Annotated in this window: 21 protein-coding genes; 6 read left to right on the top strand and 15 right to left on the bottom strand. The window is 60.3% G+C overall.

Translation table 11 applies throughout. The annotated features are described in order from the left end of the window. Together fliI and flgF are read right to left on the bottom strand one after the other, a co-directional pair. On the bottom strand, window positions 1-1,334 hold a 1,334-nt coding region (fliI, locus tag PDO_RS16300; RefSeq protein WP_007604220.1), incomplete at its 3' end, for a flagellar protein export ATPase FliI. Between the two features lie 18 nt (window positions 1,335-1,352). Next, window positions 1,353-2,087, bottom strand: a complete 735-nt coding sequence (flgF, locus tag PDO_RS16295; RefSeq protein ID WP_007604218.1) for a flagellar basal-body rod protein FlgF — start codon at window positions 2,085-2,087, stop codon at window positions 1,353-1,355. A 391-nt stretch (window positions 2,088-2,478) separates the two neighbouring features. On the opposite strand from flgF, the gene motA reads away from it, so the two are divergent. The 6 genes from motA (at window position 2,479) to PDO_RS16265 (ending at window position 7,767) form a co-directional block, all read left to right on the top strand. Continuing rightward, complete coding sequence (gene motA / locus PDO_RS16290; RefSeq protein ID WP_007604216.1) at window positions 2,479-3,357, top strand: flagellar motor stator protein MotA; 879 nt, start codon at window positions 2,479-2,481, stop codon at window positions 3,355-3,357. Further along, on the top strand, window positions 3,354-4,313 hold the full coding sequence (locus tag PDO_RS16285; protein ID WP_458574657.1) for a FliM/FliN family flagellar motor switch protein: 960 nt from the start codon (window positions 3,354-3,356) through the stop codon (window positions 4,311-4,313). The genes motA and PDO_RS16285 overlap by 4 nt, the downstream gene beginning before the upstream one ends. Window positions 4,314-4,376: 63 nt before the next feature. After that, complete coding sequence (gene fliN / locus PDO_RS16280) at window positions 4,377-4,997, top strand: flagellar motor switch protein FliN (protein WP_007604213.1); 621 nt, start codon at window positions 4,377-4,379, stop codon at window positions 4,995-4,997. 28 nt (window positions 4,998-5,025) lie between these two features. Beyond that, entirely contained in the window at window positions 5,026-6,063 is a 1,038-nt protein-coding gene (fliG, locus tag PDO_RS16275) for a flagellar motor switch protein FliG (protein WP_007604212.1), read from the top strand. 175 nt (window positions 6,064-6,238) lie between these two features. After that, on the top strand, window positions 6,239-7,321 hold the full coding sequence (gene flhB / locus PDO_RS16270) for a flagellar biosynthesis protein FlhB (RefSeq protein ID WP_007604211.1): 1,083 nt from the start codon (window positions 6,239-6,241) through the stop codon (window positions 7,319-7,321). A gap of 5 nt (window positions 7,322-7,326) precedes the next feature. After that, window positions 7,327-7,767, top strand: coding sequence for a hypothetical protein (locus PDO_RS16265; RefSeq protein ID WP_007604210.1), 441 nt, complete (start codon window positions 7,327-7,329; stop codon window positions 7,765-7,767). A gap of 15 nt (window positions 7,768-7,782) precedes the next feature. Here the strand turns inward: PDO_RS16265 and visR are convergent, their stop codons facing one another. From visR to PDO_RS16200, 13 genes are all read right to left on the bottom strand, one after another. Further along, on the bottom strand, window positions 7,783-8,532 hold the full coding sequence (gene visR, locus PDO_RS16260; protein WP_007604209.1) for a transcriptional regulator VisR: 750 nt from the start codon (window positions 8,530-8,532) through the stop codon (window positions 7,783-7,785). Window positions 8,533-8,541: 9 nt separating this feature from the next. Then, window positions 8,542-9,288: a transcriptional regulator VisN gene (visN, locus tag PDO_RS16255; protein WP_037074478.1), complete on the bottom strand. Its 747-nt coding sequence runs from the start codon at window positions 9,286-9,288 to the stop codon at window positions 8,542-8,544. A gap of 276 nt (window positions 9,289-9,564) precedes the next feature. Next, entirely contained in the window at window positions 9,565-11,259 is a 1,695-nt protein-coding gene (gene fliF, locus PDO_RS16250; RefSeq protein ID WP_007604205.1) for a flagellar basal-body MS-ring/collar protein FliF, read from the bottom strand. Window positions 11,260-11,421: 162 nt separating this feature from the next. After that, on the bottom strand, window positions 11,422-11,811 hold the full coding sequence (gene cheT / locus PDO_RS16245) for a chemotaxis protein CheT (RefSeq protein WP_007604203.1): 390 nt from the start codon (window positions 11,809-11,811) through the stop codon (window positions 11,422-11,424). A 13-nt stretch (window positions 11,812-11,824) separates the two neighbouring features. Continuing rightward, window positions 11,825-12,379 (bottom strand): chemoreceptor glutamine deamidase CheD, encoded by a 555-nt coding sequence (gene cheD / locus PDO_RS16240; protein ID WP_007604201.1) that lies wholly within the window; start codon window positions 12,377-12,379, stop codon window positions 11,825-11,827. A gap of 1 nt (window position 12,380) precedes the next feature. Further along, a complete protein-coding gene (locus tag PDO_RS16235; RefSeq protein ID WP_007604199.1) occupies window positions 12,381-12,770 on the bottom strand; it encodes a response regulator in 390 nt (129 codons plus the stop codon). Beyond that, window positions 12,770-13,816, bottom strand: coding sequence for a protein-glutamate O-methylesterase CheB (gene cheB, locus PDO_RS16230; protein ID WP_037074481.1), 1,047 nt, complete (start codon window positions 13,814-13,816; stop codon window positions 12,770-12,772). Before cheB ends, PDO_RS16235 begins: the two co-directional genes overlap by 1 nt. Then, window positions 13,816-14,718 carry a protein-glutamate O-methyltransferase CheR gene (gene cheR / locus PDO_RS16225; RefSeq protein WP_007604195.1) on the bottom strand — a complete coding sequence of 301 codons (903 nt, stop codon included), beginning with the start codon at window positions 14,716-14,718 and terminating at the stop codon, window positions 13,816-13,818. The genes cheB and cheR overlap by 1 nt, the downstream gene beginning before the upstream one ends. Further along, window positions 14,715-15,182, bottom strand: a complete 468-nt coding sequence (locus tag PDO_RS16220; RefSeq protein WP_007604193.1) for a chemotaxis protein CheW — start codon at window positions 15,180-15,182, stop codon at window positions 14,715-14,717. Before PDO_RS16220 ends, cheR begins: the two co-directional genes overlap by 4 nt. Window positions 15,183-15,186: 4 nt before the next feature. Further along, window positions 15,187-17,418, bottom strand: coding sequence for a chemotaxis protein CheA (locus PDO_RS16215; protein ID WP_007604190.1), 2,232 nt, complete (start codon window positions 17,416-17,418; stop codon window positions 15,187-15,189). A gap of 16 nt (window positions 17,419-17,434) precedes the next feature. Beyond that, window positions 17,435-17,800, bottom strand: a complete 366-nt coding sequence (cheY1, locus tag PDO_RS16210; RefSeq protein ID WP_007604188.1) for a chemotaxis response regulator CheY1 — start codon at window positions 17,798-17,800, stop codon at window positions 17,435-17,437. Then, window positions 17,797-18,096: an STAS domain-containing protein gene (locus PDO_RS16205; protein WP_007604187.1), complete on the bottom strand. Its 300-nt coding sequence runs from the start codon at window positions 18,094-18,096 to the stop codon at window positions 17,797-17,799. The genes cheY1 and PDO_RS16205 overlap by 4 nt, the downstream gene beginning before the upstream one ends. Window positions 18,097-18,230: 134 nt before the next feature. Then, on the bottom strand, window positions 18,231-19,877 hold the full coding sequence (locus PDO_RS16200; RefSeq protein ID WP_007604186.1) for a globin-coupled sensor protein: 1,647 nt from the start codon (window positions 19,875-19,877) through the stop codon (window positions 18,231-18,233). Window positions 19,878-19,971: the final 94 nt, after the last annotated feature.

Here is a 19,971-nt window from a genome sequence, read left to right as displayed (position 1 = left end):
AGATCCGCATAGGCATCGTTGGAGGGCTTGTCGCTCGGCAACTGTTTCAGAACTTCATAGATCACCGGCACCTGCTTGATCGCCATGTCGAGATCGGGATCGCTGCCGTTGCGGTAGCCGCCGATCAGGCGCAGGTCGCGCGTTTCCTCGAAACGATGGATCAACGCCTTCAGCCGCGAGACCAGCTTCTCCTGCTCGCCGGTCCAGGCTTTGCGCGCCAGACGGGAAATGGAGGTAAGCGGATTGATCGGCGGATACCGGCCTTCGTCGGCAAGACTGCGATCGAGCACGATATGGCCATCGAGAATACCGCGAACCGAGTCGGCGATCGGGTCATTGTGGTTGTCGCCATCGACCAGGATCGAGATGATGGCCGTGATCGTGCCCGCACCTTCAGCCCCTGGACCCGCGCGTTCCAACAGGCGCGGAAGTTCGGTGAATACCGAGGTCGGGTAGCCGCGGGCAATCGGAGGTTCACCGGCGGCCGTCGCCACTTCGCGGATCGCGTGGGCAAAGCGGGTAATGCTGTCGGCGATGAACAGGACATTTTCGCCTTTGTCGCGAAAATGCTCGGCAATCGTCATGGCCGTCAAGGGCGCCATCTTGCGCAGCATCGGGCTTTCGTCACTGGTAGCCACAACGGCGATCGACTTGGCCATGTTGTCGCCGAGCGTATCCTCGATGAACTCACGCACTTCGCGACCACGTTCGCCGACCAGCGCGATGACCACCTTGTCGAAGGCATCGGCACGCGCAAGCATCGAAAGCAGCGTGGATTTGCCGACGCCGGAGCCGGCAAAAATGCCGAGACGCTGGCCAAGGCAGAGCGGAGAAAAGATATCGATCGCCTTGACGCCTGTGCGAAAACCCTGATCGACGCGCCTGCGCGTCATGGAGGGCGGCGCCGTGGTAGCGATCGGACGTCGCTCCTGGCCGGATGCCATGCCCGGCCCATTGTCGATCGGTTCGCCGAGCGCGTTGATGGTGCGCCCGCACCAGCTGTCGTCCGGCGCAATGCGGAAGGCACCCTTGCGGATGACCACGTCATGGATGCCGATCGGCTCGCCCGGCTCGATCGGGCAGACATAGGCGATATCCGGCTCGACGCGCACGACTTCACCCAGATGCACGCCGGTCGCCGACCGATGCGCGACGAATTCGCCCAGCCGGACATGGCGCGACAGGCCGGTCACGGTGTAGTGACCCGCCGCAATCGTCCGGACATGGCCGCCATGCGTCACCGAATATTCGGGCTTGGCATAACGGGTCGCCAGTGCCGACAGCTGGCTGAGCTTCGGGGAGAAGACGAAGGGGGCGTTCTCAGGCTGGGCCATTCTATTCCAATCTCAGGATCAGGCGCTGCCGCCGAGAATCTTGATTGCTTCGCTCATCGAGCTTTCGCTGCCGCTGATCAGCGCGCTGACGCTTTCAAAGGCGCGGTTGACCTGGATCAGCTGGGTCATCTCGCCGATGCCGTTGACGTTGGAATTCTCGACATAGCCCTGCATGATCGAGACTTCCGGATTGTCGACGACCGCCTGGGGCGCGTCGACGGTGGTCACGCCGCTGTTTTCATAGCGCAGGAAGCCGTTGCGCACGTCGGCGGTAAACACGCCGAGCTTCGCCACCTGGCGTCCGTCCTGCATGATTGCGCCATCCGCGCCCACTTCAGGCGGTCCACCGGCCCGGTTAAGCTGGATCGGCGCACCGCCGGCATCCAGTACCGAGAAACCCTTGGTCGAAACCAGCTCGCCAGTGTCCTTCATGGTGAAGCGGCCGTCGCGCGTCAGCACCTGGCCGATCGGCGTGTCGATGGCAAACCAGGCATCCCCCTTGATGGCAAAGTCGAGCACATTGCCGGTCTGCGCCAGTTCGCCGGTCTTGGTCGACAGGTAGTCGTTGCCCTGGGACACGAAAGCGATCTTGGCGTTCAGGTCATTGCCGGTCTTGCTCAACACCTCGTCGAACTTCACCTCGGTCGAGCGAAAGCCGACCGTGTTCACATTGGCCATGTTGTCGGCGATCGTGGTCAGACGGCGCTCAAGCGCGATCTGCGAGGATAGCGAGACATAGATTCCGGATTGCATGTCATTTGCCTCCGAGCATCAGAGATGAAAGAACGCCATGGGTCCAACCTGACACGGGTCGAACCGGACACGAAAAGGGGTAGGCAAACTCCGGGCGCGGCCAGGATTGTCGTTCACCGCCAGGGACTTGCCTGATCGATCGGGCGCATTGTGCCGCTGTCGACGGAGAGGCTGGCTGGTCATATACAAGGACAATCTCGACTGCGCGGACCACGGGATGCTTGCGTCCGTCAGCGCTCTTCTTGCGGCAAATGGCTTGCGCGAAGCTGTCTGGCGCTCGGCCCCTGTAAAAATGGTTGCGCAAGGCATGCAATGCCGGTTTTGATTCAGCCTCACGCAAGGCACGGGCCGTATCGCTGAACCTGAAAAATAACGTTCAGGTGCGGGCAAAATGAATATCATCATCGGATTTGTAATTACGATTGGCTGCGTGCTCGGCGGGTTCATGGCCATGGGTGGTCACCTGGACGTTCTGGTGCAGCCGTTCGAATTGATGATCATCGGTGGCGCCGGCGTCGGCGGCTTCATCATGGCCAATCCCATGAAAGTGGTGAAGGATTCAGGCAAGGCGATCGGCGAGGCGTTCAAGCATGCCGTGCCGAAGGAGCGTGCCTATCTCGACGTGCTGGGCGTGCTCTATTCGCTGATGCGCGACCTGCGCACCAAGTCGCGCAACGAGATCGAAGCCCATATCGACAATCCCGAGGAATCCAGCATCTTCACGGCAGCGCCCAACCTGCTGAAGAACAAGGAACTCACTTCCTTCATCTGCGACTATGTCCGCCTGATCATCATCGGCAACGCCCGTAGCCATGAGATCGAGGCGCTGATGGACGAAGAAATCAACACCATCCTCTACGACAAGATGAAGCCCTATCACGCGATCACGGCCATGGGCGACAGCTTCCCTGCCATCGGTATCGTTGCCGCGGTTCTCGGGGTTATCAAGGCGATGAGCAAGATCAACGAATCGCCGGAAGTTCTCGGCGGCCTGATCGGCGCCGCACTTGTCGGCACCATGCTCGGCATCTTCCTGTCCTATTGCCTGTGCAACCCGATCATCTCGCAGATCAAGATGGTTCGCACCAAGCAGCACCGCCTGTACATCATCGTCAAGCAGACCCTGCTTGCCTACATGAACGGCTCGGTTCCGCAGGTGGCACTCGAATATGGCCGCAAGACAATCTCGTCCTACGAGCGTCCGTCGATCGACGCGGTCGAGCAGGAAATGATGAACCCCGGCGGCGGCGGTGAAAGCAAGGCGGCGTGACCATGAGCGAACCAAAACCACGAGATACATCTCTGCCAGTCATGGATCGGGCGCTGCTGGCGCGGCTGACCGGTGGGCTCGGCGATGCGAAGTCGCTGCAGCGGCTCTGCGCCGATTTCGGCCATCTGTATATCGAGTTCCTGCCCGACGTATTCCACAGCGAAACAGGGCTGAAGATCGACGTTCACTTCAACGGCCTCGAAAGCGGCCTGATGAACGACCTGATCGCCGATCTGGGTGACAATGTCGCTCTGGTCGACACGCAGCTGCGCAACTGGTCGCCGAATTTCGTCATGGCCTGCGGCAACAGCTTCATCATCACGCTGATGGAAAACCTGCTCGGTGCAATTCCCGAAACGATCCAGGAGCCGATCGAGAGGCCACTGTCGCAGATCGAGCTCGATCTCTCGACCATGGTCTTCGACAAGATCGGCAACGTGCTGCGCTCGGGCGTCAATGCCCCCGGAGGCTTCGAACCGCTGATCGAAAAGGCGCATAATGCCGAGGATCGGCCGAAGCCGGAAGACGATCACATCGACGAATATGCGGTGACGATCAAGATGGGCGTCACGCTCGGTACGGTCGATTCGGAATTCTACCTTGTGGTTCCGCAGAAGGCGCTGCTGAAGACGGTCGTCACCGTGCCGAAGTCGAAGAACCAGTCGTCGCGGACGCGCAAGGAATGGCAGGACCAGATCGCCGAGCAGGTTCGCCGCTCGCAGGTCACGCTGGAAGCCAAGATCCGCCTGGAAACACTGACACTCAACACCATTTCGCGGCTTGTCGCCGGCGATGTCATTCCGTTCCAGGACAAGGGTGACGTCATGGTCGACGTCAGCGCCAATGGAAAAGAAATGTATCGCTGCGAATTCGGTCGTGCCGGCGACCGCTATACCGTCCGCGTCAAAGACAATGTGAGCAGCGAAGATGAAATTCTAAGACATTTGATGAGCTAAGCATTTTCGGCCGGGGTCCCCCCACGGCAGCTTGAGGCAAGTTTCAACAGGAATAATGAATCCATGGCTACGAAAAAGACCCCCAAGACGGAAGAAGACGCTCTGGCGATGCCGGGTTCCGATGCGGATTTCGACATGGCAGTCGATGACCTGCGCGGCGTCCTGAAAGCAGATGCCGACGGCACGCTCCCCGACATCGGCTCCGATTTCGGCGTAGACCTGAACGATTTCGGTGGCTCCAGCGATCCATTGGCCGCTTTCGAATCCGATTTCGGCGGCTCGTCCACGACCAGCGACCTGGGCGGCGCAGATGCGTTCGGCACCGATGACGCGTTCGGCGGGTCGAGCTTTGGTGGCGACAGCTTCGGTGGCGATTCGTCCTTCGACAGCGCTCCCAGCAGCGGCAGCCAGGAACCGGGCAGCGGCCTGAGCGCCAATATCGATCTGATCATGGATATCCCGATCGATGTCCAGATCGTGCTCGGCTCCAGCCGCATGCAGGTTTCAGGGCTCATGAACCTCGAGGAAGGCGCCATCATCGCGCTGGACAAAAAGATCGGCGAGCCTGTCGAGATCATGGTGAACGGTCGGCGCATCGCGCGCGGCGAGATCACCGTTCTCGAAAACGACGACACCCGCTTCGGTGTAAAGCTGATCGAAGTGATGGCGACCAAGACATCCTGACCCATGATGGGCCAGAGAGGACAAGACCATGATGGACTTTGATGATTTTGGCGGCTCCTTAACCGGTAAACCGCTTTCCCAGGCCGACAAGGCAGCCGCCGTGCTGCTGGCCATGGGCAAGGGTGTTGCAGGCAAGCTGCTCAAGTACTTTACCCAGGCGGAACTGCAGACGATCATCGCATCGGCTCAGACGCTGCGCACCATTCCACCGGATGAACTGCTGGAACTGGTCAACGAATTCGAGGACCTGTTCACCGAGGGTGCGGGCCTCATGGACAATGCCAAGGCCATCGAGAGCATTCTCGAGGAAGGCCTGACCCCCGAAGAAGTCGACGGTCTTCTCGGCCGCCGCACCGCCTTCCAGGCCTTTGAAGCTTCGATCTGGGATCGCCTGCAGGATGCGGAGCCCGATTTCATCGCCAAGTTCCTGATGCGTGAACACCCGCAGACGGTCGCCTACATCCTGTCGATGCTGCCCTCCTCCTTCGGTGCCAAGGTACTCCTGAAACTGCCGGACAGCCGTCGCGCCGACATCATGAACCGTACCGTCAACCTGAAGAATGTCAGCCCGAAAGCGGCGCAGATCATCGAGAACCGGGTCCACGACCTGATCGCCGAGATCGACGCAGACCGCAATTCGACGGGTTCGGCGAAGGTTGCCGAACTGATGAACGAACTGGAAAAGAACGAAGTCGATACCTTGCTCACCTCGCTGGAATCGATCAGCAAGGAATCGGTCAACAAGGTTCGCCCGAAGATCTTCCTGTTCGAGGATCTGCTCGCCATGCCGCAGCGCAGCCGCGTCCTGCTGCTCAACGACATTTCCGCCGATATCCTCACGATGGCGCTTCGCGGCGCCAGCGCCGAGATCAAGGAATGTGTCCTGGCATCGATCAGCCCGCGTTCGCGCCGCATGATCGAATCGGATCTGCAGTCCGGCACCACGGGGATCAATCCCCGAGAGATCGCCATCGCCCGCCGCGCCGTGGCGCAAGAAGCGATTCGCCTCGCCAATACCGGACAGATCCAGCTCAAGGAGACGGAAGGCGAGAATCAGGCGGCCTAAGCCTGCGCCTCTGTTGAAAACCCGACAAATTGCCGCCCGCCGATTGAACAGCAATCGGCGGGCGGTTACGTTTCAGCCGGGCGCGATGATCGTGGCCGGCCGGCGCGCCTCGACGGCACCGACTTCATCACACGGGCAGTGGATGCCTCCACGGGTCTGAAGGGCTGCGACGGTCATGTCTGACGATGAAGATAAAGACAGCAAAACCGAAGACCCTACCGAGAAAAAGGTGCGCGATGCGCACGAGAAGGGCAATGTCCCGATATCGCGCGAACTCGCGCTGTTTGCCTCCACGCTGGGCTTCTATTTCTATCTGGTCTTCTTCCTGCCCGGCGGGATCGGCCGGCTTGGTGAAACGCTGAAGGACCTGTTCGAGCGTCCCGATCAATGGAAGATCGGAACCGCGACCGACGTGGTCTCGCTGTTCACCTATCTCGGCTGGGAAATCGGCGCGCTTTTGGCACCGGCCTTCATCCTGTTCATGGTGCTGGGCGCCGGCTCCAGCATCGTCCAGCACCTTCCGAGCTTCGTACTGGACAGAATCACCCCTCAGGCCAATCGCATCTCGCTCGCCAAGGGCTGGACCCGCATCTTCAGCGGCCCGGGCATGGTCGAGTTCGGCAAATCCCTGTTCAAGATCGTGATCGTCTCGGTGATCATGGTCTTCGCGTTGCGGCACGACTACTACGCGATGATCGATTCGATGTTCTCCGATCCGCAAACCATCTTCATCAAGTTTTCTGTCATCATCAAAAAGATGCTGATCATCATCCTGCTGGCCACGGCGCTGCTGGCGGCGGTCGACGTGTTCTGGACGCGGTACCACTGGTACGAACAACTGCGCATGAGCAAGCAGGAAATCAAGGACGAGCACAAGCAGTCCCAGGGCGACCCGGTGGTCAAGGCGCGGCAGCGTTCGATCGCCCGTGACCGTGCCCGCCGGCGCATGATTGCCAACGTGCCGCGCGCCACGCTGGTGATCACCAACCCGACCCACTTTGCCGTGGCGCTACGCTATGTACGTGAGGAGAACGAAGCGCCTATTGTAGTTGCCAAGGGCCAGGACCTTGTTGCGCTGAAGATCCGCGAAATCGCCGGTGAGCACAATATTCCCATATTTGAAGATCCGCCCCTCGCCCGCTCCATGTTTGCGCAAGTCTCAGTGGATAGCGTGATCCCGTCGTTATTTTACAAGGCCGTCGCCGAACTCGTGCACCGAGTCTACGCGTCGAAGGCCCCCAAGAGACGGATCCGCTAGCCACTATGAAAAAGTGCTCTTACACCACCCAGCGTGAACGTATTGTGGCAGAAGCCATCAGCCCCGTCGCAAGCGAGATGCGCCTGCTCGACGCAGCCGATCTCATTTCACTTTTACGCTTTGAACTTTACGGGAATATTGCAGATCTCATTTCTTCGGCCGCGGAACTCTATTTTCATCCGGGCACCGTCAATTTCGGCTCGGGGGGGGAGTATCGGCTCGAATGGGGCGGTCCGCCGGAGATCGTGCTCGACCTCGAGATCAAGCCGCGCGATATCACGATCTATGCGCAGCTCACCCTGACCAACGAGACCGCGGGGCTCGAGATCAACCATATCGCGTTTCATGAAACGGCCGGCGACCCAGACGCCAATACCCGTATGCTTGAACAGCGGTTGCGCGAAGCCCGCTTCGTCAAGACACAGGCCTCTCCGTTATACGGCTGAACCTGCGGGAGGTGATCAGGTAATGTAGCCAAGGCGGATCGCCTTGGCGATCGCCTGGATCCGGTTGACCGAATCGAGCTTGATCGTTGCCGAACCGAGATAGGCGTTAACGGTATGGACCGAGAGGCCCAGCCGCTCGGCGATTTCTTCGCTGATGCGGCCATCGCCGGCCAGCTGAAGGCAAGCGATCTCACGCTCGCTCAGGGTTTCCGACGTCATCGCCTTGCGCTCATCGAGCGACAGGATATCGGTCATCACCTGATAACAGCGGCTGTGTACGGACAACACCAGTTCGCCCGGCAGATCCGCGCCACCGGCTGTCGGAAAGACAATGTAGCCATTGCCCACGGCACCCAGACGGACCGGAAACGCGATGCCGGAATACGGCAGCAGGCGGGCATCGACCTGGGTGGTGAAAGGGGTGAAATCCGAAGCCTCGATGAAGCTCGATTCGTCGTCGGCACACCACATGAGCGGCAGCGTCGAGGCCTCGATATGGCCGAGCAGCGTGTCGCCATAGGCCGCGACAAAGGCGTCACGGCCACTGCTGAGGCCGGAGCTCCAGTTCTCGTATTCCGCATCCAGGCGGCGCTTGTGCGGCAGGCTGGCGCCGGCGACGCGGAACGCGGCAAACCCGCGGGCGTTCAAAGAACGCTGGAGCGAGACAAGCTTCGGAAAGATATCGGTGCGGGACGTGACAGGGCGCTGGCTGGACCAGGTCGCGTCTTCAAGAGTAGAACCGCCAGGTCTGTTTTGATGCCCCATGCCGCCCCCTCAGACGAGATTGTTTCTGACCGCATAGGCGATCGCTTCAGAACGCGTCTTTGTTGCCGTCTTGCGCATGACGCTGGTAATGTAGTTGTTGATCGTGTTGCGCGAGATCCCCAGGATCGTGGCGATCTCGTCGCTGGTCTTGCCCTCGGCAATCCAGAACAGGCATTCCAGCTCACGTTCTGTCAGCTCGAAATCGCGGTCGCTTTTCTGGCCTTTGCTGACCGAAAGGCCGACAACATAGCCGATCAGCAGACCCACTTCGCGCAGACGGTCGGCCGCAAGGACGTGATCCTGCGGAAACAGCAGCATCAGGGCCAGGCGCGTGCGCCCGACGTTCAAGGTGATCGAGCAATACTGGCGACTGATCCCGTCCAGCACATGCACGTCATCGGGCAGGAGATTGTACTTCGGTTGCAGCACCGACATGCATTTCTCAAGTTCGGTCGACTGCGAATAGGTCGTGGCCAGTTCGCTGTCCAGACGACGGACGAGATCGAATGGCCAGTCGGACGCCACGACGAAATCGAGGCCGTCTTCCTGAACAAGATCGTAGCGCGCCAGAAGATAATTCGACGCACCCAGATACTCGGTCAACATGCGCAAGCAGTGGGCGAGATCACCGGATTGTCCCGGCGCCGCCAATTTATGGATCAGGATCTCCCTGGAAGACGAGCCCTGCAGAGGCTCGGCACGTGCGGGTGAGCGCACTATGCTTCCTGATCCCTCCGTTGTAAGCTCGGCATCCATGTAGCGCTGCCCCTTCGAGGACGTGACATCCCAGCGAGAAGATAGCCAGGCGCATTTCATCGGCTGAACCCGACTCAACGCTTGCCCTCATCTCACGGGCCTAACGAATCATGTTCATTTTAAAATATAAATAGTCAAAGATCACAACCAGTCACGGTAGATCCCCAATTAAAGCGAAAGCCCATTGGGGAGATCGCGCTGTAATACTGCCGCGCGACCACCATAACGCAAAAACCGCGCCGGTGGGCGCGGTTTGCGTTTGTAAATCGATTTTCCTCAGGCCGCGTTTTCCACAGCCCATTTGCGGAGGATCTTGGCGGCGCGCTCCTCGGAGAGTTCCACCATGCGGGACAGGCGCCGCTCGGGACCTTCCTTGACGCGGCGGTTGAAGCCACCACCTGCGTCGTCGTCGAGGGTGAGCAGGTCGTCGGTGCTGTCGAATCCGAAGTCGGAGCCGAAGCCGTCCATGAGCGAGCTTCCTGCACCGCCGCCGAGCGCCGGGGAGAAATCCGGAAGTTCCAGCCCTGCCGCCTGCTCGCCGATGTCGCCGGTCAGTGCGGCGGCACCAGCACCACCGCCGGCGCTGCGGACCATCGGACGGATCCCCATCCAGACGATCAGGAAGGCGACGGCGACGAATGCGAGCGAGTTGATGATCCCGCCGACATTGCGGCTGAGGATTTCCATGATGCCCGGGCCGCTTGCGGATTCTTCAAGCAGCTGGTTCTCGAGGAAATCCATCGCCGTCAGGGTGACGACGTCGCCGCGGGCAGCATCAAGGCCGGAGGCCGAAGACACGATCTTCTGCATTTCTGCGAGATAGGCATCGATCTTGGCCTGATCGACCGGCTCGCCGACCATCTTGGCAATACGGCCCTTGTTGACGACGACGGCTACCGAGATTTTCTCGAGCGTGTAGCTGTTGCGGACAGTCGCAACGGTCTTGCTGTTGATTTCGTAGTTGGTCTGTTCTTCTTTCTTGTCCTGCTCGTCAGACGATTCCGGGCCGGCGCCGCCGCTTTCCGGGGCTGCCTGGGGAATGTTCTGCTCGACGGTCGCTGCCGTATCCGACTGGCGCTGCAGGGATTTCTGCGCTTCCTTGGTCACACGGACAGAACGCTCAACCCGCGATTCAGGATCGTAGATGGTTTCCTGGATCTGCTGGCTATCGGTGTTCAGCTGGGCGGTGACGCTGGAACGGAAGTTGTCCATGCCGAGGAACGGTGCGAGCGCCTTGTCGATGTTCGATTCGATTTCCTGCTGTACCGACTGCACGACACCGAGCGAGCGCGTTGCGGCGCCGCCTGTTTCGTCGCCGGATGCGAGAAGCTGGCCGGTCGAATCCAGAATCGTGACGTCCTCGACGTCCAGACCCGGGACCGAGGATGCGACAAGATGGCGGATGGAGGCGGCGGACTTGCGGCCTGCATCGGAGGCCGCTCTGATCATCACGGATGCCGTCGGCTTCTGTTCGCCGCGGCGGAAATTGCCGACGTCGGGCATGACGATGTGCACACGGGCAGCTGCGATGCCGCTGATCTGCTGGATGGTGCGTGCGACTTCACCCTCCAGCGCGCGGACACGCGTCACTTCCTGCATGAAGGAGGTCAGGCCGAGGGAGCCGACATTGTCGAAAAGCTCGTAGCCGGCATTGGCGCTGTTGGGAAGGCCGCGCTCGGCGAGCAGAAGACGGGCCTTGCTGGTCATGCCGACGGGAACACGAATGCTCGCACCGTCGGTCCCGACTTCAAAATTCAGACCTGATTCGGCAAGCGCAATGCTGACCTGGTTCAAATCGACCGGTTCCAGGCCTACATAAAGCGTCTCGAAGGCCGGTTTGTTGACGTAAAGAGCACCAGCAATGATGATTGCGAATGAAACAAGGGCTACACCGCCCATGGCCAAAAGCTTCGTCTGGCCTAACGACCCGAAGTTCTTCAGCACCTGAAGTAATTGATTTAACAGATTCATTCTGTCTCGCACCATCAAAAAGAAAGGTTTGAGGGCTTTTGCCCTTGGCGAGACCATAGAAAGCGAAACTTGTGCGAGAGTTTCGCGAGGCTGAAATGCCGAATTCATTTCGGCTTAGCCAGAAGAAAGCGGGATATCCGCTAGCCGGTGACCCGGTCCGCGCTAGAAAAAGTCGAAGTCGCCAGCCGCCTTGCTCAGCGGTTGGGAATGGCCATGGCGCAAACCGGCGCCCAGAGTCTTCTGCATTTCGGCAAGCTTGACGAGGCTGAGTGCGGTCGTCATGTCGATCATCCAGGCCGACGGAATCGATCCGGTGATGGTATCGATGAATTCGGCAAGCCCACGGGTCTTCTGCACGGCGAGGTCGATGCCCTGCAGCACCTTGATGCTGTCGGAGGATTCCAGCACTTTTGAACCGCCCAGTTCCAAAAGCTGTGGCTCGACACGCTCGATCAAATAGGCCACGTCATGCAGCTCGCTGACGATGCGCATCAGGATCTCCGGCAACGCTTCCTCGAGGCCCGCGACGTCGGCTTTGTTTTCGTTTTGCATCCGATTTCCAGTACTAGAAAAACTCGATTGAACTTTCCACCGGCTTCGACACAGGAACCGGACGCCTTTCCAGGGCAACCGTCTTCTGTGTTTCCGCGCCTGTGAGCGGATACTGTCTGGCGCGGCCGCTGACCGGCCAGAACTCAAGCTTGCGGCCGTGGTCACCGCCCGTGGAGGAGCCGACCACCCTGATCCCTTCGTCGCGCAGGAACTGGGTGGCAAACGCTGCATTCTGCTCGCCGACATTGGAGAACGTCGCAATCGTCTTTGCGCCGCCGAAGATCTTGGCTTCCAATCGATCCCTGCGTGCCCCCTTCTTCAGGAGGCCGTTGATCAGAAGCTCCATTAAATGGACCCCGTAACGGGTGGCATCGCCGCCACCGGCACCAGGGACAGCCGAACCAGGAAGCAGGAAGTGGTTCATACCTCCCACTCCCGCATTCGGATCCCGAATACAGGCAGCCACGCACGAGCCAAGGATCGTCGACAACACCACATTCGGGTCGTCGATCACCTTCCACTCGCCCTGAATTATATGGACGCGTTTAGCTGCACTGTCCTCGACCATTTTATTTCAATGCTCCGAATACGGCCTCGATCGCGGCCTTCATCTTTTCGATGGTGAAAGGCTTGGCGAGCACGTTGTTGGCACCCAGCTGGGCGGCCTTCTGCACCAGCGCACGGTCGCCCTGTGCGGTGAGGATGATGAAGGCCGCCTTCTTGGTGTTCGGGTTGGTGCGAACAGCCTGAAGGAGGCCGAGACCATCCATGTTCGGCATGTTGAAGTCCGAGATGACCAGATGATGGGGCTGCTGCTCCATGACCTTCATTCCCTGAACACCGTCGCCGGCTGCCGTGATCTGCTTGAAGCCAAGCTGGGTCAGGGCGTCCGACAGGAGGAGGCGGCTGGTGACCTGATCGTCGACGATCAGAACTTTGATTTTTTCGGCTATGGACATTATTCGATACCTTCTTTTCGGGCGGCAGTTAGTTTGAGGATCTCCTCCCCAATGGAACCTAGCGGCAACTGATGTTCGACGGCGCCCAGTTCATGGGCGACGCGCGGCATGCCATAGACCACGCAGGTCTTTTCGTTTTGACCGATGGTGCGGGCACCGGCGTGACGCATCTTCAACAGACCGGAGGCGCCATCGCGCCCCATGCCAGTCAGAATCACGCCAACCGCGCTGCGGCCGGCAAGTTCGGCAACCGAATCAAACAGCACATCGACGGAAGGGCGATGGCCATTGACCGGCGCACGCTCGACCAGGCGGCAGCACGGTGCCGACGCATTCGACACCTGCAGATGACGTTCGCCGCCGGGGGCAAGATAGATCTTGCCGATTTCGAGTCTTGCACCATCGGTTGCCTCTTCGACGACCGGGGCGCAAAGCCTGTTCAGGCGCTCGGCAAAACTCTTGGTGAAGGTTGGTGGCATATGCTGCGTGATCACCGTCGGCGGGCAATTGCGCGGGAATTTCTGCAGAACCGCGATCAGTGCCTCGACGCCACCGGTCGAGGACCCGATGGCGACGATCTTGCGACCAACGCGGAAATCGGCGACCGGGGCCGTAGTTGGTGGCTGCAGCTGTGGCGCCGGTGCATGACGGTGCTGGGAGCGGGCCGCAGCCTTGACCTTTTCCGCCAGTTCACCGAACGGACGGGCGTCACCGGGCACGGGCTTTGCGACGCAATCGAAGGCACCGATCTCGAGCGCCGCCAGCGTCGCTTCCGCGCCGCGATGGGTCATGGTCGAGACCATGATGACCGGCATCGGACGCAGCTTCATGATCTTCTCGAGGAATTCGAGGCCATTCATGTTCGGCATCTCGATGTCGAGCGTGACGACGTCCGGGTTCAGCTGCTTGATCGCCGCACGAGCTTCCATGGCGTCGCCGGCCTGACCGACAACGCTGACATCCGGATCCTGGCTGAGCACGGCCGTGATCAGGCCGCGCATGGTCGGGCTGTCATCGACGACGAGAACGCGTGCGGGATGGGCCATCATTTACGCCCTCCCTGCTTGCCGAGATAGCGATAGGTGGTGATGCCGATATTGTCGAAATCGTTCTTCGGATCGCCGGAGACACGCTCCGAATGGCCAATGTAGAGGTGGCCACCAACCGGCAGCAGTCCGGCGAATCGGCCCCAGATCTTCACCTGGGTCGGCTCGTCAAAATAGATCACGACGTTGCGGCAGAAAATGACGTCGAAATTGCCCTTGAACGGCCACTGCGACATCAGGTTCAGCTCGTTGAAGGTGATGATGCGCTTGAGGCGATCATCGACCTGGAACTTGCGGCGGCCGTTGATTTCGGTTTCCTTGAACCATTGCTTGCGCATGGCGGGAGAAACGGTTTCAAGCGCCTGCTCGTCATAGGCACCCTGACGGGCAATGGCGAGGATCTTGGGATCGATGTCGCTCGCCAGGATCTTGAAGTCGTAGTCGGCGGCATTGGGAAATGCCTGAAGCACCGTCAGCGCGATCGAATAGGGCTCCTGGCCGTCCGAACTGGCTGCCGACCAAATTCGGACACGGCCGCCGGCCTTCGCCCGGGCGATCAGTCCGGGAAGAACCTCGTCACGCAGATGCTCGAAGTGATGGTTCTCGCGGAAGAAGCGGGTGAAGTTGGTGGTCAGGTGCGAGAGCATTTCTCGCCGTTCCGCTGCCCCTTCCTGCGAAGCGACAAGCTGGCAATAGGCGCGGAAGCCCGACAGGCCAAGATTGCGGATATGCTTCGACAGCCGGGAGTAGACCAAGGATGCCTTGGAATCATTGAGGGCAATGCCTGCGTCCGAATAGATCATCGCTGCGATCTCATTGAGATCGCGACGGGTCAGCGGATATTCGCCGCTGGCCAGGACCTCGTCTTCAGATTGCCTTGATGAACTCATTGCAAATGTCATGCAGCCTCGCTTTCGGCGTCGGTAAAAAGAGCACCAAGCTCGATCAAGCAGATCATCCGCTTGTCGATCGCGAGAATGCCGCGGGCGTATTGGCGTTCGAGGTCGGAGGAGATCTCCGGCGTCGATTGTATGTTTTCCTCGGTCACCGTCAGGATGTCGGATACCGCCTCGACCAAGAGGCCGATGATCTTCGAGTGAACCTGCGCCACGATGATGACGTGGCGCACGCTGGGCTCGACAGGCGTCATGCCGAGGCGTTTGGACAGGTCTATGATCGGCAGTACGGCGCCGCGCAGATTGATCACCCCCAGGACATACCCGGGCGAATGTGGCAGCGGGGTCGCGGGGGTCCACCCGCGAATCTCGCGTACCGACATGATGTTCACGCAAAACTCCTGCTCTCCGATCCGGAAGGCGATGAGTTCACGATTTCCTTCTGCAAGGCTTCTGACCGCATACGACATGAGACTATCCTGCGACTGCTAGTGACATTTCCTGCTTGAGGGACTGACCGCGCGAGGCGGCAACGACGGCATCCACGTCAAGGATCAGAGCGACGCGGCCATCACCGAGGATGGTTGCGGCGGCAATGCCCGGAACATGGGTGTAGTTGGCTTCCAGAGACTTGATGACGACCTGGCGCTGTCCCTGGATGGCATCGACCATCAGGGCGCGCTGTCCGCCACCTTCCGATTCGACCAGCAGCGCCACGCCTTCGACAGGGTTGGCCTGGGTTCCGCGGAAGTTCAGGATCCGGCCGACATCCACCAGCGGGCAGAAGGAGTTGCGGATCGAGATCAGGCGCTGGTTGGCACCGAAGGAGTGGATGTTCTGCGCTTCCGGCTGCAAGGTTTCGACGATCGCGGTCAACGGGACGACGAGGGTCTGGCCGGCAACCGTGACAACCATGCCGTCGAGTACGGCGAGCGTCAGCGGCAGGCTCATGGTGAAGGTCGAGCCGAGGCCAGGGCGCGAGGTGATCGAGATACGACCCCCGAGTGCCTGGATCGAGCGCTTGACCACGTCCATACCGACGCCGCGGCCGGAGATGTCGGAGATCTTGTCGGCGGTCGAGAAGCCCGGCGCGAAGATCAGGTTGTCGATTTCCTCATCCGTCAGGTTGGCATCGGCTGCGATCAGCTCGTTGTCGATGGCCTTCTGCTTGACGCGCTCGCGGTTGATGCCGGCGCCGTCATCGACCAGTTCGATGACGATACGGCCCGAGCGATGCTTCGCGGTCAGCTTGATCGTGCCTTCCGGCTCCTTGCCTGCGGCGGCACGCTTCTCGGGGCTTTCGATACCGTGATCGACGGCATTGCGGATCATGTGGGTCAGCGGCTCGGCGAGCTTGTCGATGACCGTCTTGTCGACTTCGGTGTTTTCACCTTCGGTGACGAGGCGGATCGACTTGCCGACCATGTCGGCCACTTCGCGGACGATACGCGACATGCGCTGGAAGACCGGCTTCACCGGCTGCGCGCGGATCGCCATGACCGAGTCCTGGATCTCGCGGGTAAGCTGTTGCAGCTCCTCGAGGCCCATGTTGACGGCAGAGGTGCCCGTCGCATCGTTCTCGATGACGCTCTGCGACAGCATCGCCTGGTTGATGACGAGCTCGCCCACCAGGTTGATCAGGCGATCGACGCGGTCGAGATCGACGCGGATGGTCTGGCCGGCGGCATTGTTGGCCTGAGCGGCGGCAGCAGCGGCAGCGGCTGCGGCAGCAGCGGCTGGCGATTCCTTCTTTTCCGCCTTAGCGGCGGCGGCAAGCTTGCTGACCCGGGTCGCGGTTTCGGCAGCGTCCACAGCGGCGTTAACCGTTTCGGCAGCGACCATTTCCGGGCCGTCGTCGAGAGCCGACAGATCGAACGGTACGGGGATCATCGGAAGCTCTTCGGCATTGGGTTTTGCTTCCGCCTCGATCATCTTGATCTCGAGGTCACAGTCCCATTCGGCGAATTCGAACACGGTCCGAATGGCCTCTTCGCCCTTTTCCGGCTTGATCTGGATCTTCCAGGCGAAATAGGCTTCCTCGGGATCCAGGTCATCGAGCGATGGCAGGCCATCCATGATGCAGTTGATGCTCATCTCACCAACGCGCGAGAGATCGCGCAGCAGGAGAGCGGCTTCATTGCCCTTGGAATACAGTTCGCGACGTGGCTTGAAGCTGACTTCGAAGGTCGACGGGGCCACCGCTTCCTCTTCTTCTCCGAAACCGTCGAAGGAGAAGGGAACAGGCTGGAAGCCGTCGTCGGATGCAGCCGGTGCCTTGGCGACCGGGGCTGCCGGCGCCGGAGCAGAAGACGCTGCCGGCAGTTCGCCATGCGCCAGCGCTTCAAGTTCCTTGACCAGGCCGCTCGAGCGGGATGAGTCGACGCTGCCGCCATCGCGGGCAGCATTGGTCAGGTCCGCCAGCACGTCGGCTGACTTCAGCATGACCTTCATCACTTCAGGGCCGGGTTCCAGCTTGTTGGAACGAACGCAATCAAGTGTCGTTTCAAAGACATGCGCAAAGGCGACCAGGTCGTCGAGACCGAAAGCACCTGCACCGCCCTTGATCGAGTGAACCGCGCGGAACACGGCATTCACCGTCTCCGGGTCACGATCCCCGTCATTCATTTTCAGAAGACCGGATTCCAGTTCTGCAAGCTGCTCCTCGCATTCCTGGAAGAAGATCTCTTTGATTTCGTTCATATCCATAGGAGAAAATCCCGGCTTAGGCGGTTACACGCTCGATGGCATCGATCAGCTTGGTCGGATCGAACGGCTTGACGATCCATCCGGTTGCACCAGCCTGGCGCGCGCGGTTCTTCTTTTCCGCGTCGCTTTCCGTGGTCAGGACCAGGATCGGGATGGCGCGGTATTTCTCGTTCTTGCGAACGCCTTCAATGAAGCCGAAACCATCGAGACGCGGCATGTTGATGTCCGTGACGATGACGTCCGGATTGCAGTCTTCGAGCACTTCGAGACCTTCGATGCCGTCTTCGGCCTGGATGGTTTCAAAGCCAGCATTGTTGAGGGTGACCAGAAGCATGTTTCGGATGGTTCTGGAGTCATCCACAGTAAGCACTTTTTTCTTCATTGCCGGATCTCCTTAGCGAGCAGATGGTCGACGTTCACGCCAATCAGTTGAAGGGTCTTGAGAAAGGCCTCCGAGGCCTTGCCGAAAGAGAATGGGTGCTTGTCAGCTTCCCAGGCCTTGGCCGCGGCCATCAGAACCTGAACACACTGGGCGCCGACACGCTCGACGCCGGAGGCGTCGATGGTGAGCGGAGCACCGCGCAAGGAGAGAATGTTCGCCTTCAGATTGGAGGCCTCGTTGAGGTCCAATACCGCCGCGAGTTTCAAACTCTTCTGTTGGCCTTTCTTGACTGCCATCATTTCTTTCCTTGTTTCACGCAGCCGCAGCTATCGTGCCGGTCCAGCCGGTAACCGGTTGAGAAATCCACCATTTGTTCGGAGACATTCGCCGCCTGAGCCTCTTGTGTAGCGCATGGTGGTAAACAATCCCCTCATCCTCCCAGCCCAGCAATCTGGACCGAAAAGCCGAAATCATCATCAAACGGTGCGTTGTCGACGTCATCTGTGTCACGGCCCCGCGGACCGGCCAGGGAAGCTGCTGCCGACGAAACGACAAGGCGCGACGAGACCGGCTTTGACGGACGAACCTGACGTTCGATGTGGAATTCGCGGATCGTCTCGCCGAGCTCGAGGATCACCTTGTGCAGGTCGTCCGAACTGTCACTGGAGCGACGGGCGAGATCGGCAATTGCGGAGACATCGGTGCCGAGAGCGGCCACGATACCCGAAAGGCCGGCGAGCCCGGTCGCCTGGGCATCGGTCTCGCTGGCGATCTCGGAAACGGTGCCGCTGATGCCGCCGACCTGGGTGACGATATCGGCGATGGCCCCTTGCGTCCTTGCAACCATGTCGACACCGGCGACGACCTGGTTCTTGGTCGTGGCCACCAGTGTCTTGATTTCGCGGGCGGCATCGGCCGAGCGCTGCGCGAGTGCGCGCACTTCCTGGGCCACAACGGCAAAGCCGCGGCCGCTGTCGCCGGCACGGGCTGCCTCGATGCCGGCGTTAAGCGCCAGCAGGTTGGTCTGGAAGGCAATTTCATCGATCGCGCCGATGATATGGCCGATCTGTTCGGCGGAGGCCTCGATATCGGCCATCGCCGAAATCGCCTGGCCGACCACCTGGCCGCTGGCCTCGACCGACTGGCGGGTGGCGGCCACCGAGGCTTCGGCTTTCCTGGTCTTGCCGGCGCTGCCGCGCACGTCGGATGTCAGGGCATCCAGCGCACGGGAGGCCTCGCCCAGCCGCTCGGACTGGACATCGGCGCCACTCGAACAGTCGCGTGCGGCAGAAACCATCACATCTGTGGTGCCGCGGGCCTGCATGAGCTTGTCCTCTGATGCCAGAAACGCGGTCTGGAGCTGTTCCAGCGCCTCGTTCATGCGACTGCCGAGGTCGGCATAGGCGTCGGGCACATCGGCACTGACGCGCACCGTCAGGTCGCGCTCGGCCAAGCCTTCGATGATCGGACCAAAAACGGCTTCAACCTCGGCACGATCACGCTCGCGCTGGGCTGCCATATCACGGTGGTGCTTGACGCGCAGCTCGTTGAAACGCAGGGAAACGGCGATTTCGACATCGACCATGACCAGACGCACGAGCGCACCGGCAAGGTCGGCGACCTCGCGCTGGCGGCGGCGCGCAGAGGGCAGCAGCCCGGAGCCGGCATTTTCGCTCATCACGGCCGTCAGCAGATGTTCGAGGACAACCGCATGGCCGGCGATGTGCCATCTTGGGTCAAGACCCATGCGGCTTTCGCTGTCGGAAAGAACCTTCACCCGCTCAGCATAAAGCGCGTCGAAGCGGGCATCCGTCAGCACATCCCAGTGCGAGGACAGGAGGTCATGGAAACGATCGTACTGACGCTCGCTGGAAAAGGCGCGCGAAGCATCGGGAAATGTCTGGAGACGCTGGAAGAGATCACGCAGCGCGGTCTTCACTTGCGGCGAGAGCAGGTGGCGGTTCTGGCGCAGCAGTTCGCGGTGGCTGTCATCAAGGCCGGCAAAACGCAAGCGTTCGCCCAGGCTGCCTGCCTGCGCTCCCGTTGTCCGTTCCGTCGAATTGACCTGACTTGCCATTTTGCCCGTATTGCGACGATCTCGAACGAGATCGACCCTTTCTGGGCAGACCGAGAGAGCGGTGGCCGAAACGCGGATATAAGTTCATGGACCA

Source organism: Rhizobium sp. PDO1-076, assembly GCF_000247475.1.
Classification (GTDB): domain Bacteria; phylum Pseudomonadota; class Alphaproteobacteria; order Rhizobiales; family Rhizobiaceae; genus Allorhizobium.
This window is presented reverse-complemented; position numbering and strand designations above follow the sequence as displayed.